Source organism: Pseudomonas sp. PDM17 (genome assembly GCF_014851985.1).
Taxonomy (GTDB): domain Bacteria; phylum Pseudomonadota; class Gammaproteobacteria; order Pseudomonadales; family Pseudomonadaceae; genus Pseudomonas.
The window spans coordinates 444848-457381 of sequence record NZ_JACVAT010000006.1 but is presented as its reverse complement, the minus strand read 5'-3'; the positions used below and the strand labels follow the sequence as shown (position 1 = coordinate 457381).

The 12534-nt window shown below is 65.7% G+C and carries 15 protein-coding genes; 7 read left to right on the top strand and 8 right to left on the bottom strand.

What is annotated here, in order from left to right; translation table 11 throughout:
- Positions 1-32 precede the first annotated feature (32 nt).
- Positions 33-599, top strand: coding sequence for a dCTP deaminase (gene dcd / locus IB256_RS23270; protein ID WP_017521037.1), 567 nt, complete (start codon positions 33-35; stop codon positions 597-599).
- A gap of 24 nt (positions 600-623) precedes the next feature.
- The gene (locus tag IB256_RS23265; RefSeq protein WP_192404216.1) at positions 624-1214 is read left to right on the top strand and encodes a hypothetical protein; all 591 of its coding nucleotides are present in this window, start codon (positions 624-626) and stop codon (positions 1212-1214) included.
- Here IB256_RS23265 and IB256_RS23260 read toward each other — a convergent pair.
- The 4 genes from IB256_RS23260 to IB256_RS23245 form a co-directional block, all read right to left on the bottom strand.
- Positions 1188-1745, bottom strand: a complete 558-nt coding sequence (locus IB256_RS23260; RefSeq protein WP_192404214.1) for an AAA family ATPase — start codon at positions 1743-1745, stop codon at positions 1188-1190. The genes IB256_RS23265 and IB256_RS23260 overlap by 27 nt on opposite strands.
- Before the next feature lie 197 nt (positions 1746-1942).
- Complete coding sequence (locus IB256_RS23255) at positions 1943-4483, bottom strand: penicillin acylase family protein (RefSeq protein ID WP_192404212.1); 2541 nt, start codon at positions 4481-4483, stop codon at positions 1943-1945.
- Between the two features lie 170 nt (positions 4484-4653).
- Positions 4654-4854, bottom strand: a complete 201-nt coding sequence (locus IB256_RS23250; protein ID WP_045209858.1) for an SEC-C metal-binding domain-containing protein — start codon at positions 4852-4854, stop codon at positions 4654-4656.
- Positions 4855-4862: 8 nt separating this feature from the next.
- The gene (locus IB256_RS23245) at positions 4863-5348 is read right to left on the bottom strand and encodes an LEA type 2 family protein (RefSeq protein WP_081517731.1); all 486 of its coding nucleotides are present in this window, start codon (positions 5346-5348) and stop codon (positions 4863-4865) included.
- A 122-nt stretch (positions 5349-5470) separates the two neighbouring features.
- Between IB256_RS23245 and IB256_RS23240 the strand changes: the two genes are divergently transcribed.
- Positions 5471-6019 (top strand): hypothetical protein, encoded by a 549-nt coding sequence (locus IB256_RS23240; protein WP_192289586.1) that lies wholly within the window; start codon positions 5471-5473, stop codon positions 6017-6019.
- Here IB256_RS23240 and IB256_RS23235 read toward each other — a convergent pair whose 3' ends face one another.
- The 3 genes from IB256_RS23235 to IB256_RS23225 form a co-directional block, all read right to left on the bottom strand.
- Positions 6020-6646 carry a trimeric intracellular cation channel family protein gene (locus IB256_RS23235; RefSeq protein ID WP_138212538.1) on the bottom strand — a complete coding sequence of 209 codons (627 nt, stop codon included), beginning with the start codon at positions 6644-6646 and terminating at the stop codon, positions 6020-6022.
- 123 nt (positions 6647-6769) lie between these two features.
- On the bottom strand, positions 6770-7243 hold the full coding sequence (locus IB256_RS23230; protein WP_192289584.1) for a YchJ family protein: 474 nt from the start codon (positions 7241-7243) through the stop codon (positions 6770-6772).
- A gap of 2 nt (positions 7244-7245) precedes the next feature.
- The gene (locus IB256_RS23225) at positions 7246-7734 is read right to left on the bottom strand and encodes a DUF6231 family protein (protein ID WP_192289582.1); all 489 of its coding nucleotides are present in this window, start codon (positions 7732-7734) and stop codon (positions 7246-7248) included.
- 140 nt (positions 7735-7874) lie between these two features.
- Between IB256_RS23225 and IB256_RS23220 the strand changes: the two genes are divergently transcribed.
- The 3 genes from IB256_RS23220 (at position 7875) to IB256_RS23210 (ending at position 9672) form a co-directional block, all read left to right on the top strand.
- Entirely contained in the window at positions 7875-8507 is a 633-nt protein-coding gene (locus tag IB256_RS23220) for an OmpA family protein (RefSeq protein ID WP_081517735.1), read from the top strand.
- A 120-nt stretch (positions 8508-8627) separates the two neighbouring features.
- Positions 8628-8915: a DUF1145 domain-containing protein gene (locus tag IB256_RS23215; RefSeq protein WP_192289580.1), complete on the top strand. Its 288-nt coding sequence runs from the start codon at positions 8628-8630 to the stop codon at positions 8913-8915.
- Positions 8908-9672: a collagen-like protein gene (locus IB256_RS23210; RefSeq protein ID WP_192289578.1), complete on the top strand. Its 765-nt coding sequence runs from the start codon at positions 8908-8910 to the stop codon at positions 9670-9672. Before IB256_RS23215 ends, IB256_RS23210 begins: the two co-directional genes overlap by 8 nt.
- 64 nt (positions 9673-9736) lie before the next feature.
- Here IB256_RS23210 and IB256_RS23205 read toward each other — a convergent pair whose 3' ends face one another.
- Positions 9737-10201 carry a CopD family protein gene (locus tag IB256_RS23205; protein WP_192289576.1) on the bottom strand — a complete coding sequence of 155 codons (465 nt, stop codon included), beginning with the start codon at positions 10199-10201 and terminating at the stop codon, positions 9737-9739.
- Between the two features lie 122 nt (positions 10202-10323).
- On the opposite strand from IB256_RS23205, the gene dinG reads away from it, so the two are divergent.
- Entirely contained in the window at positions 10324-12468 is a 2145-nt protein-coding gene (dinG, locus tag IB256_RS23200; RefSeq protein ID WP_192404211.1) for an ATP-dependent DNA helicase DinG, read from the top strand.
- The last annotated feature ends 66 nt before the right edge of the window (positions 12469-12534 follow it).

The following is a 12534-nucleotide window of genomic DNA, read 5'->3' as shown; positions in this document are numbered from 1 at the left end:
TCTTTTTTCAACCGCCGCACAGGACACCCGCCATGAGCATCAAATCGGACAAGTGGATTCGCCGCATGGCTCAGGAACACGGCATGATCGAGCCGTTCGTCGAGCGCCAGATTCGCGGTGCCGATGACAGCCGGGTGATTTCCTACGGTGTTTCCAGCTATGGCTACGACGTACGCTGCGCCGCCGAGTTCAAGGTGTTCACCAACATCCACTCGGCCGTGGTCGATCCGAAGAACTTCGACGAGAAGAGCTTCGTCGACATCAACAGCGACGTCTGCATCATCCCGCCGAACTCCTTCGCCCTGGCCCGCACCGTCGAGTACTTCCGCATCCCGCGCGACGTGCTGACCATCTGCCTGGGCAAGAGCACCTACGCGCGCTGCGGCATCATCGTCAACGTGACACCGCTGGAACCCGAGTGGGAAGGCCACGTGACCCTGGAGTTCTCCAACACCACCAACCTGCCGGCGAAGATCTACGCGCACGAAGGCGTGGCGCAGATGCTGTTCCTGCAGTCGGACGAAGCCTGCGAAGTGTCCTACCGCGATCGCGGCGGCAAGTACCAGGGCCAGACCGGCGTCACCCTGCCCAAGGCCTGATCGCCACTCAGAGAGAAAACGGACATGACCTCGCAAGGATTGCGGGGCCTGCTTTGCGCCCTGTTGCTGGGCGCCAGCGGCCATCTGGCGGCAGCCGAACTCAACGTCACTCCCGGTGGCGAAGTGCTCGGTCTGCCGTCCAGCGCTCCCCTGAACCAGTTCGTCGAACGCCTGGGCGAGCCCACGGCGCGCCTGCCCATGCGCGGCGGCGAGCAGGGCCTGCTCTACGGCAACGCCACGCTCCTGGTGTTCAAGAACCAGCGCCTCACGCAGGTTCGCTGCTGGCTGCACAGCCGATTCACTCCTTCGCTGTTCCTCGGTTGGCTAGATCAGGTCGAGCCGGGCAAGGACCCGCTGACCTTCGCCGTGGATGGCACGCTGCATCTGGGGCAGGAGCGCGGTGCCGCGTCCGGCTGGCTCAATGGCCACGAAGGTGACGGTGACGAGCTGTCCGATGTCCGCATGAGCGGCAACAGCGAAGTCTGGATGGGCTATGGCAACTCCGACGACTACGGCATCCAGGGCGAGAGCCGTCAGGTCGTGGTGTCCCTCAGTGTGAGTATCTCCGAACCGCCTGCTGCCGCTGCCTCAATGGGCGTGATCAGCCGTCCCTAGGACTTCCAGCACGAAGGCCGCTCGTTCCTCCAGGCTCGCGAGCGGCAACTGCACGACGCGATACCCCAGCGCTTCGTACACCTGGGCCATCATCGCCGCCGTTCGCCGCGCTTCGATGAAGTCCTGCCGGCGTTCGGCGTCGTTGCGGTAGATGGCTTCCCACGCGGGCGCCAGGAACACGGTTTGCCCGTAGCGCTGTTCCCATGTGGCGATTTCCAGTGCTTCGGGAATCGGCAGGCCGCAGAGCCGCGCGTACCCCAGCACGTCCGGCAGGCCGCGATCGAACAGCCACAGTCCCCCCGTATCGAGCGCTCGCTTGCGGGTCGTCAGCGCGTGTTCGAACATTTCCCGGCAGAAGGCCTCCCGGTTTGCCCATGGCAGTGCATCGCCGCCACGGGCCAGTTGTTCGCGGATGATCGCCCGCCCGCCTTCCTCGACGGCGTTCAGGCCGTGATGCTGGTGCAGATGGTCGAGCAGCGTGCTCTTGCCGGCACCGGGGCCGCCGGTGATGACGATGAGCGATTCGGACATGGCGATGACTCCTGTGGGAACGATGCGAGGGAGTTCCGGCCGGGGAAGGGTGTTGCGAAGGGAGGTGCAGCGGAAGCGGAGCGGGGAAAAAAGAAAGGCACCCAGAGGGTGCCTGAATATGATCATGGAGTAAGTCGACAAATCTGATTCCGGGGCGGGAGCCAAGTTCCCGGTCCCCGGAAATATTTTTCAGATCATCACTTCTCCGGCACCAGCGTCAGGCGTTTCACGCCGTAGACCTTTTCCAGGTTCTGCGACTGGAAGGGGAAGCTCATGTAGTTGCCTTTCAGCCAGGCATCGATGCCGTCCGCGTAGTGCGGACTGGCCGGGTTGCCGGACTGGCCGCTGCTGTTGAGGCCCATCATCGGCTCGCTCTGGCCGAAATCGACGACCAGGCGCATGGCCGGGATCAGCCAGGTGTTGAAGTCCTGGCCCCAGTGATAGGCCGAGACGTTCAGCGTGCTGTGGTCGCCGCCGGCCGGGTAGGGGCCGCGGTCCAGGTAGCCCTTGATCGCGCCCAGGCTGGCGCGGTCGCCGGCGCTCAGGTTGGGCGCCATCTTGGTGCTGTCGCTGACCCACTCGTAGGTGTGCAGCTTGCCCCACTGCCAGGCGTGTCGGTCGCTGCCCAGCTTCTGCTCGCAGAAGGCGGTGGCGGCGGCCAGACTGCGGGCGAGGATCGCCGGCTTGTCTTCCTTCTGCGGGGTACGGGTGTCATCCCAGAACGGGCTGTCGTCGCGGCCCAGCAGGTGGTCGGCCTGGGCCGAGTAGGAGAGGTTGGCGGTCTCGACGAAGGCCTTCCAGGACGAGCTGTCCTCAGGTCCGAGTTCGTCGAGGAAGATCTGTTTGGTGCTTTCCTGCAGGAAGGCCTCGTAGAGCGCGGCATCACCGGAGGTGGCCGAGAGCTTGCCGTCGAAGGCCATGATCCTGTCCAGCGCTTCGCGGGCGCGGGCGCGCTGGTCGGCGGGCAGGGCGTCGATGGCTTTCTTCAGTGGCTGCGCCATGCCCGGCGCGTCCAGCATTGACTGCAGCTTGCCGGCGAACGGTGTGGTCTGGTCGTACTGCATGGCGATCATGCTGCGGTAGTCGTGGCTCTTGCTGCCGCCGGCGAGCTGGGCGATGCGCTCGTAACGCTCCGGGTAGTACCAGGAACTGGACAGCTGCGCGCCGTAGCCTGGCTGCACGCTGCGGTGGTTGGCGGTGCCCAGCCAGCCCTGCGCCGGGTCCTGGTCGGACGGGTGCAGGATCGGGTCGGCATAGCCGTCCCAGTCGTAGCGGCCATCCCAGCCGGGGGAGGGCAGCAGGCCGCGGCCTTCCTTGCGGTTGGGGAAGCGACCGGTAACCTGCCAGCCGATGTGTTTTTCGTCGGCGAACACGATGTTCAGTGCCATTGCGCGCACGTCGCGGGTGGCGTCGAAGGCCTGTTCGACGTTCTTCGCGCGGGAAAGATCGAAGAAGGCGTCGAGCGTGCGGTCGGTCTCGCCCTGGATGCTCTGATAGGCGATGCCGTAGCCGCTGGACAGCGGCAGCGGTTGCAGGTCGTGCTTGCGCTCGCCCAGCGCGCTGTTGAGCAGCGGGCCGTGGCGGGTCTCGTAGATGACTTCGCGGACCGGGCTCCGGCCCTTGATGAAGAAGGTCTCGTTGCGCTCGATGGCGGGCTTCCACTGGCCATCGGCGAGGTAGTAGAGCTTGCTGCCCTGGCGCTTCACCTGTTCGAGGAACAGGTCCTGGTTGTCGCCCATGACCATGGTCATGCCCCAGGCCAGTTTGCCGTTGAAGCCGGCAACCACGCCCGGCACGCCGGCGATGGAGACGCCCGCGGCGTTGTACTTGGGCGAGCGGATCTGCACGTAGTTCCACACCGAAGGCATGGACAGCGGCAGGTGGGTGTCGTTGGCCAGGATGCTCTTGCCGCTGCGTGTGCGCTGCGGGGCGATGGCCCAGTTGTTGGAGGCGGCGACGCCCATCATCTGCAGCGAGGCGACTTGCCCGGCGGCGCGGTCGAGAGCGTCGAGGCCGGCGATCCTGCCGTCCAGGCGCAGGCCCTTGAGCTTCTCGGCTTCCTCGAAGGGCAGCGCTTCGTCCGGGTAGATCGGCGTCAGCCAGGGCAGCTTGTCGGCGCCGACCTTCTGCGCGAGCACCAGGGAGGCGATCTCCTCCTGCAGGTTCACCGCCAGCCCGAAGTTCAGCAGGCTGAAGACCAGTGCGGAGTCTTCGGCCTTCCAGTACTCGGGACGGTAGCCGGACTCGGCCAGGTCCATCGGCAGCTTGTCGCGGTAGCGGTACAGGTAGGCGTTGACGCCGCGCGCGTAGGTCTCGAAGAAGCGCTTCAGGCGTGGCGAGGAACCGGCGTAGAGCGCATCGGCGGCCTTCTTCAGGTTGACCGTGCGCATGAAACGGTCGGTCTCCAGGGCGCCGGGGCCGACCATCTCCGACAGGCGTCCCTGGGCCATCAGGCGCAGGCCGACCATCTGGCTGATGCGGTCGCTGGCATGCACGTAGCCCAGGGTGAACAGCGCATCGTGGAAGGTGCTGGTCTCGATCAGCGGCATTCCCAGGCTGTTGCGGCGGATCGACACGTTGTCCGCAAGGCCCTTGATTGGCTGCACGCCGTAGCTCGGTGGCAGGCTGCCTGCATAGCGGTCGTTGAGCCAGCCCTGGCAGCCGGTGAGGCTGACAGCGGCGCTGAGGGTGGCGGCAAGGCCGAAGCTGGGAAGCCGGCGGAAGGCTCGCGGGGCCATGAGGATGTGCTCCTGCACGAAGAAGGTCGCGGAAAAGGCGCTACGTTAGTGAGCCGAGGATAGCTGCGCAAGCCGCGCGCGACGGGATTTTCAGCAGCCGACGAATAGTTGGGCCGGACAGCAGAAGGCCCGCGCTGGGCGGGCCTTCTTCGCAGTGCTCGGGGCCTGGGTCAGGCGCCGTGGCACTTCTTGTACTTGCTGCCGCTGCCGCAGGGGCAAGGATCGTTGCGGCCCACGTCCTTGAGCGGGTTACGCGCCGGCTCCTGGCTGTGGTTGCAGTGCGGGCCATGCACGTGGCCGTGATCATGGTGGTGGTCATGATCGTGGTCGTGGTTGCAGTTCGGACCGTGTACGTGGGGTTCCTGGCTCATGGTGACGCTCACTCGGGGATGAAATCGCCGGGAATTATCTCGCCATTGCGGGCGATGTGCACGCTCTGTCCGAAGAGCAGGCCGGTCTTCACTTCACCGTCGAGGCGATAGCGGATCGGCTTGTCCGGGTCTTCCAGCAGCTTGACGATGTACTTCATGTGCCGCCACAGGTTGGTGGTCACCGGCACTTCGAAGGTTTCGTGGCCGTTGGCGGGCACTGTGAACCAGTTATTCGACTCGCCTTCGGCCAGGTCGATATCGTTCAGCTTGACCTTGTAGGCCAGGCCGCGAACCGGAAGGCTGAAGTCGTTCGGGTTGTCGATGCGGAAATGCAGGACGAATTCCTGCTCCAGCAAACGAGCTTTCACGACGTCGACTTTCTGCAGCTTCACGTCGGGTTGCTCGAAGTTGCCTGACATCCAGCCGCAGCCCGAAACGAGGCTGAACAGCCAGAACAGGCTGAAAATTCTTATCATTTGCGCCTGATAATTCATGTCTACCCCTCAAGACGCCCCAGTGTACCAAGCACCTGCTCGGCCGCAAGTTGTTGTTACGTTAAAAGAAGCTGCACCATACTGGCCGAATGTAACCGGCGGGTTAACACAGGAGAGTGAAGATGAGCCGCTATGAGATTGCCTTTTCGGGACAGACTGTCCCGGGTGCTCAGCTCGAGACGGTGAAAGCCAATCTGGCCAGGCTGTTCCAGGCCGATGCACAGCGCATCGAACTGCTGTTCTCCGGTCGCCGCATGGTGATCAAGAACAACCTCGATGCCGAGGCCGCGGAAAAGTACCGCAGTGTGATCGAGCGCGCCGGCGCTGTCGTCGAAGTGGTCGACATGGACGCGCAGATCGAGGAAATCGAGCTGGCCCCGCCGCCACCCGCCGAGCCTGTCAGCGCACCGGTACAGCCGGCAGCGTCGCAGGGGCGCCTGAAGGTGGCGCCACGTGACGAGTACATGGCCGCTTTCGCCGATGTGGATGCGCCGGACTTCGGCCTGGCTCCGGTGGGCACCGATCTGCAGGACGAGAAGCCCGACGCCCAGGCGCCGCGCGTGGACCTCAGCCAGTTCAGCGTCGCCCCGGTGGGCAGCGACATGGGCCAAGCCAGGCCCGAGCCTGCTGGGCCTGCGCCGGATACCAGCCACCTCAAGCTGCAGGACTGATCAGTCGCCCTGGTGCGGGTCGTCCTTGTAGACGAACTTGGGCATTTCCCAGCGGAAGCGTATCGCCAGCATGCGGAACAGGAAGCCGGAGAACAGGGTGATCAGCATGGCCTGTTCCTTGGGCAGGTCGATCTGCAGGCAGATCAGGTAGCACCAGGCGCTGGCGAAGGACACGCTGGCGTACAGCTCGCGGCGGAAGATCAGCGGCACGTCGTTGCAGAAGATGTCCCGCAGGATGCCGCCGAACACCCCGGTGATCACCCCGCTCACGGCGGCGATCAGCAGGCTGTGGCCCATCTCCAGGCTGACCTGGCAACCGATCAGGGTAAAGGCCACCAGGCCCACGGCGTCCAGCGCGAGGAACATCGAGCGCAGGTGGCGCATCAACGGAGCGATGAACACGGTGAACAGCGCGGCGCCAGCCGTCAGTGCCAGGTACTCCGGATGGCGCACCCAGGTCAGCGGGTAATGGCCCAACAACATGTCGCGTACCGAACCGCCACCCAGGGCGGTGACGCAGGCCACCAGCACCACGCCGAACAGGTCCATGCTCCGCCGGCCGGCGGACAGCGCGCCGGTCATGGCTTCGGCGGTGATGGCGATGATATAGAGAACGGTCAGCAGCATGGCGAGGTCCGGCAGGAGTAGCCGGTGCGGCGAAACACCGCCGCCCCGGAAAAAAGCGCGGATTCTAGCCCAGACACCGGACGCCCCCAAGTGGGGCGAGTTCGCGCCTCACTCGATCCTGTCCTACTCAATCCAGGGCCCGCAGCATTTCTTCAGCTTGCCGCCGGCGCCGCAGGGGCACGGGTCGTTGCGTCCCAGCTTCATCGCTACGGTGGGATCGAGGAAGTACCAGCGCCCGTCGCGCTGGACGAACCCCGAACACTCGCGGTGACTGTGTTCGCCGCCAGCATCGTGCCAGCGTGCAATGAAAGTCACTCGTGCATGTTCCGGCTGGCCGCCGAGCACTTCGTGGCTCACCACCTCCAGGCCCAGCCAGGTGCTGCCCAGGCTCCAGTTGCGGATGGCGTCGAGGTCCAGGCCCTGTTGCTGGGCGGGCAGCGTCGTGTCACGCAGGTAATCCACCAGGCCCAGCGCGTAGGCGCTGTAGCGTGAGCGCATCAGTGCCTCGGCAGTGGGCGCCGCGACGCCGGCATGGAAACGCCCGCAGCAGTCGGGCAATGGGCGGCCACTGCCGCAGGGGCAGGTCGGTTCGATCATGGTCACCACCAGTACTTGCCGAAGTTTTCCGGGTTGGCCCAGAACTTCGCATTGAGCCAGTCCGGGACCTGTTTGTATTCATGCAGATCGTAGGTGAACAGCGTGATCACCTGGTCGTCGCGCTGGAAGCGCTCGCTGGCCTGCATGGCCAGGGCGTAGAAGTCGGCGTCCTGCGCCTGGGCGGCGTCGAGGTCGACCAGCACGGCCACACGGCTGCTGTTGAGGTTGCGGATGCCGCCCACCAGTTGCTGCGCTTCGCGGCGCGGCAGGTGTTCCAGGCAGTCGGCCAGCAGCGCGAGGTCATAGCGCTGGCCGGCGAGTTCCGCCGGCAGGGCGCCGGCGTCAGCGTGAAACAGTTCGCAATCCGGATGCGCCGCGAGGAAGGCGTCCACTGCCGGAATCTGGCTGGCACCCACCAGCAGGAGGCGCTGTGGCGCATAGCGATCGAGCAGGGCGGCCAAGGCTTGTTGCGGCGTGCGTGTCGAAATCATGAGGCTCGTCGAAGGCGAAAAATAATGAACGAAGACTAGCGTGTGACACCCATATGGCCTAGTGCTGGCGCATTCTGTCAGTCACGTCTTTACTCGGTAATTGTCGGTCAAGACCCGATCATTAGAGGAGACATAACTTTATGAGCATCACAAGGACCGCTTTACCCCTGCTGCTGGTAAGCACGTTGCTCACCGGCTGCGCAGGGTTGCAGAAGTCCGATTGGCCAACCTGCGCCGTGGTTGGCGGTGTCGGCGGCGCCGGTCTGGGTTCCATCGAAAGCAGCGCCTGGGCCGGTTGGGGGGCCCTGATTGGTGGCGTGCTGGGTGCGTCCTATTGCTGGGTGCATGGCGCCGAAGAGCAAGTGGCCGAAGTTCCGCCGCCTGCACCGGCTCCTGAGCCTGCTCCGGCTCCGCTGCCCAAGGAAGAGACCATCGTGGTGCGTGACCTGCACTTCGCCTTCGACTCGTCGAAGATCGATGCGCAGGACAAGGACAAGCTCGATACCATCGCTACCCGCCTGAAGGGTGAGGCAGCGAGCACCGAGCTGAACATCGGCGGTCACACCGACAGCATCGGTACCGACGCCTATAACCAGAAACTGTCCGAGCGCCGCGCCAACGCCGTGTCCAACTACCTGGTCGACTCTGGCGTACCTGCCAGCAGCATCAAGTCGGTCGTCGGCTATGGCGAGAGCCAGCCGGTTGCGGACAACAAGACCAAGGAAGGCCGCGCCGAGAACCGTCGCGTGGAAATCAAGATCACCCGTCAGTAAGTCCGGCGTGATCTGTGCAAAGGGGGCCCTCGTGGCCCCCTTTGTCATTCCCGGTTGCCACTGGCACAGGGCGGAGCAGAGGCGTATGTTCCCCGGCAAAGAAAAACACGGGGGCACTTCATGAAAGCGTTGTTGGGGCTGGGCAAACTGATTGCCCTGTTGTTCTGGCTGGCGGTGCTGGCCAACCTGATCCAACCCTTCTCACATCCCTTCGCGCTGCTGCTCAATGCGGCGGGCGCGCTGATCCTGCTGATCCACATTCTCGAAGTCGTGGCGCTGCGCAAGCGGCTGCAGGGCCGCCCGCATCCGGGCATGGACCGCCTGCAGATCCTGCTGTTCGGCGTCTTCCATTTCGCTACCCTGCCGCAGCCGGCATCCGCAAAAGTAGAAGGAGATACCCATGCGTAAGTCGTTGCTGGGCCTGGCGCTGCTCGCCCCGCTGGCGTGTTCGGCCGCCGGCACCGTCTCGGTGGAGGCCAATACCGTGCTGCGCCTGCCGGTGAAGGGCGAGAGCCTGAGCCTGGACCGTATCAGCGTCGGCCCGGAAGGCGCGCTGCTGATCCCTTCGCGGGTCAAGGAGCTGAAGATCGGCGAGCTGGATCTGGCGAAGAATGCGCGGATCGGCGTGTTCCCCGGCAACGATGCGCTGCAGATCGAAGTGCAGCACGGCAGCCTCGCCGACGGCAGCGTGATCGCCGCGCAAGGCAGTTCCGGCAGCTTCGAGAAGCCTGCCAGCGGCGGCCGCAACCTGGTGCTGCGGCTACAGGATGTGGCGGTGGAAAACCTGCTGATCGACGTCCGTGGTGGTGTCGGCGCGCCGGGCTATGACGGCCTGGATGGCGGCAGCGCGCAGACGTCCGGTTGCCTGTGGGGCAGCGGGAAGTCCGCCGGCAACGGCCAGAACGGCGCCGACGGCCAGACCGGCGCGTCCGGCGGCGTGGTGCGTCTGGAAGTACCCGAGCAGTTCGATGTCGCTAAGGTCAGGGTACGCCTGGAAGGCGGCGCTGGCGGAGCCGGCGGCAAGCCCGGCAAGGCCGGCCCGCGCAGCAGCGAGAAGGGCTGCTGGTTCTATTCGGTGGCGGGCGAGAAACCCGGCGCCGAAGGTCAGGGCGGCGCGGAAGGTTCCAAGGGCAGCGAAGGCCGCCTGGATGTGAAACGCTTCTGAAACGACGTGCCTGAGAAAAAGCCCGCCCGGCAACCGGCGGGCTTTTTTCTTGCCGGTGCGGGTCTTACCAGTGCGGACGCGCGGCGACAAAAGCCACCAGCGCCATGCCGATCAGCAGGTTCAGGCCCACGGTCTTGCGGATCTTGCCCAGCGCGGCACCGCCGGCCGGCCAGTCCTCGGCGCCCACCGCGCGGCGCAGCTCCGGCAGTTGCAGCGCCTGGATGCGCAGGAACAGCGCGAGCATCGCCACGTAGAGGCCCATCATCACCTGCACATAGCGCGGCGCGCCGGCCATGCCGTTGAAGCTCAGGTGCAGCATGCCCACGCCGGTCACCGGCAGCAGGATCACCGCGGCCCACACCCAGCGGAAGAAGCGCGGGAACACCTCCAGCCACAGCTTCAGCCGGGGCGGCGCCTCCAGCGCGACGACGGCGGCCGGGCGCAGGATCATCCAGGCGAAGAACATGCCGCCCACCCAGACCAGGGCGGCCAGGACGTGCAGGGCGTAGATGAAGGCAAAGGGTGTCATTCGGACGATCTCCGCTGGCGATTGAAGTCAAGCGCGCTATCATAGCCGCCGATTCGAACCACTGAAAATTTATCCAGCATCCGGATGTGTCCTCACGGCACGCTCCGGGGCCCGGGAAGTCCATGCTCAGCACCGAACTCAAGGCCACGATCCAGGGCGCCTACTCGCGTTTTCTCGAGGCCAAGGAACTCAAGCCGCGCTACGGCCAGCGCCTGATGATCGCCGAAGTCGCCAAGGTCCTGGGGACCATCGCCAGCGACGAGGAAGGCCATCGCCTGGGCGATGCCGCCGTGGTCGCCGTGGAAGCCGGCACCGGCACCGGCAAGACCGTCGCCTACAGCCTCGCCGCCATCGCCTGCGCCAAGGCTGCCGGCAAGCGCCTGGTCGTCGCCACCGCCACCGTTGCCCTGCAGGAGCAGATCGTCCACAAGGACCTGCCCGACTTGCTGCGCAACTCCGGGCTGTCGTTCAGCTTCGCCCTGGCCAAGGGACGCGGGCGCTACATGTGCCTGTCCAAGCTCGACCACCTGCTGCAGGAAGGCCAGGCGCAGAGCGCCACTGCCCAGCTGTTCGAGGAGGAAGGCTTCCGCATCGACGTGGACGAGACTTCCACCAAGCTGTTCAACCAGATGATCGAGCGCCTGGCGGGCAACCGCTGGGACGGCGACCGCGACTCCTGGCCCGAGGCCATCGAGGACGCGCAGTGGGCGCAGGTCACCACCGACCACAGCCAGTGCACCAACCGCCATTGCCCGAACTTCCAGCAGTGTGCCTTCTACAAGGCGCGCGAAGGCATGACCAAGGTCGACGTGATCGTCACCAACCATGACCTGGTGCTGGCCGACCTCGCCCTGGGCGGCGGCGCGATCCTGCCGGACCCGCGCGACACCCTCTACGTGTTCGACGAAGGTCATCACCTGCCGGACAAGGCCATCGGCCACTTCGCTCACTTCACCCGCCTGCGCGCCACCGCCGACTGGCTGGGCCAGGTGGAGAAGAACCTGACCAAGCTGCTGGCGCAGAACCCGCTGCCGGGGGACCTCGGCCGCCTGATCGAACAGGTGCCGGAGCTGGCCCGCGAGCTGCGCACGCACCAGCAGTTCATGTTCACCGCCTGTGAGGAGGTCGGCGATTTCCGCGCCGGCGAGGACATGGAAGGCCGCGAGCGGCCGCGCCATCGCTTCGAGGGCGGGGTGATCCCCGAGCACATCCGCGAGATGGGCATCGAGCTGAAGAAGGGCTTCTCCAAGCTCACCGACCTCTTCACCCGCCTCACCGAACTGCTCAAGGAAGCCATGGACGGGGAGGGCAGCGTCGGCATCGCCAGCCACCAGGCCGAGGAGTGGTACCCGCTGTTCGGCAGCCTGCTGTCCCGCGCCCAGGGCAACTGGGAACTGTGGACTGCCTTCACCTGCGAGGACCCGGAAGACAGCCCGCCCATGGCGCGCTGGCTGACCCTCGCCGAGAGCGGCACCTTCTATGACATCGAGGCCAACGCCAGCCCGATCCTGGCCGCCCAGACCTTGCGCCGCAACCTGTGGAACGTGGCCTACGGCGTGCTGGTGACCTCCGCAACCCTCACGGCGCTGGGCACCTTCGACCGCTACCGCATGCGCGCCGGCCTGCCGCGCGCGGCCGTCACCGCCGTGGTGCCGAGCCCGTTCCACCATGCCGACGCCGGCGTGCTGCGCGTGCCCGACCTCAAGGCTGACCCGCGCGATGCCGCCGCCCACACCGCGGCGATCATCCGCGAGCTGCCGGAGATCGTCGAAGGCTCGCGCGGTTCGCTGATCCTGTTCTCCTCGCGCAAGCAGATGCAGGAAGTCTTCGACGGTCTGGACCGCGACTGGCGCAAGCGCGTGCTGATCCAGGGCAATCTGTCCAAGCAGGAAACACTGAACAAGCACCGCTCGCGGGTCGACGATGGCGAACCGAGCGTGCTGTTCGGCCTGGCCAGCTTCTCCGAAGGCGTGGACCTGCCCGGCGCCTATTGCGAGCACGTGGTGATCGCCAAGATTCCCTTTGCCGTGCCGGATGACCCGGTGGAGGCGGCACTGTCGGAATGGATCGAGGCGAGAGGCGGCAATCCCTTCATGGAAATCGCCGTGCCCGACGCCTCGCTGCGCCTGGTGCAGGCCTGCGGCCGCCTGCTGCGGACCGAGCAGGACCGCGGCACCATCACCCTGCTGGACCGCCGCGTGGTGACCCAGCGCTACGGCAAGGCCATCCTGAACGCGTTACCCCCATTCCGCCGAGAAATCGCTTGAGTGTGCGGGAGCGAGCTCCCGCGCTTGCTGTCAAACGAACGCCCGCCGCCCGGCGGGCGTGTTGCA

Excerpts from the sequence above, each read along its gene's own strand:
- dcd (WP_017521037.1), top strand. The coding sequence starts at position 33 with ATGAGCATCAAATCGGACAAGTGGATTCGCCGCATGGCTCAGGAACAC.
- IB256_RS23240 (WP_192289586.1), top strand. The coding sequence starts at position 5,471 with ATGAGCCGCTATGAGATTGCCTTTTCGGGACAGACTGTCCCGGGTGCT.
- IB256_RS23260 (WP_192404214.1), bottom strand. The coding sequence starts at position 1,745 with ATGTCCGAATCGCTCATCGTCATCACCGGCGGCCCCGGTGCCGGCAAG.
- IB256_RS23225 (WP_192289582.1), bottom strand. The coding sequence starts at position 7,734 with ATGATTTCGACACGCACGCCGCAACAAGCCTTGGCCGCCCTGCTCGAT.
- IB256_RS23205 (WP_192289576.1), bottom strand. The coding sequence starts at position 10,201 with ATGACACCCTTTGCCTTCATCTACGCCCTGCACGTCCTGGCCGCCCTG.
- IB256_RS23235 (WP_138212538.1), bottom strand. The coding sequence starts at position 6,646 with ATGCTGCTGACCGTTCTCTATATCATCGCCATCACCGCCGAAGCCATG.
- IB256_RS23220 (WP_081517735.1), top strand. The coding sequence starts at position 7,875 with ATGAGCATCACAAGGACCGCTTTACCCCTGCTGCTGGTAAGCACGTTG.
- IB256_RS23265 (WP_192404216.1), top strand. The coding sequence starts at position 624 with ATGACCTCGCAAGGATTGCGGGGCCTGCTTTGCGCCCTGTTGCTGGGC.
- IB256_RS23250 (WP_045209858.1), bottom strand. The coding sequence starts at position 4,854 with ATGAGCCAGGAACCCCACGTACACGGTCCGAACTGCAACCACGACCAC.
- IB256_RS23230 (WP_192289584.1), bottom strand. The coding sequence starts at position 7,243 with ATGATCGAACCGACCTGCCCCTGCGGCAGTGGCCGCCCATTGCCCGAC.
- IB256_RS23245 (WP_081517731.1), bottom strand. The coding sequence starts at position 5,348 with ATGAATTATCAGGCGCAAATGATAAGAATTTTCAGCCTGTTCTGGCTG.
- IB256_RS23210 (WP_192289578.1), top strand. The coding sequence starts at position 8,908 with ATGCGTAAGTCGTTGCTGGGCCTGGCGCTGCTCGCCCCGCTGGCGTGT.
- dinG (WP_192404211.1), top strand. The coding sequence starts at position 10,324 with ATGCTCAGCACCGAACTCAAGGCCACGATCCAGGGCGCCTACTCGCGT.
- IB256_RS23255 (WP_192404212.1), bottom strand. The coding sequence starts at position 4,483 with ATGGCCCCGCGAGCCTTCCGCCGGCTTCCCAGCTTCGGCCTTGCCGCC.
- IB256_RS23215 (WP_192289580.1), top strand. The coding sequence starts at position 8,628 with ATGAAAGCGTTGTTGGGGCTGGGCAAACTGATTGCCCTGTTGTTCTGG.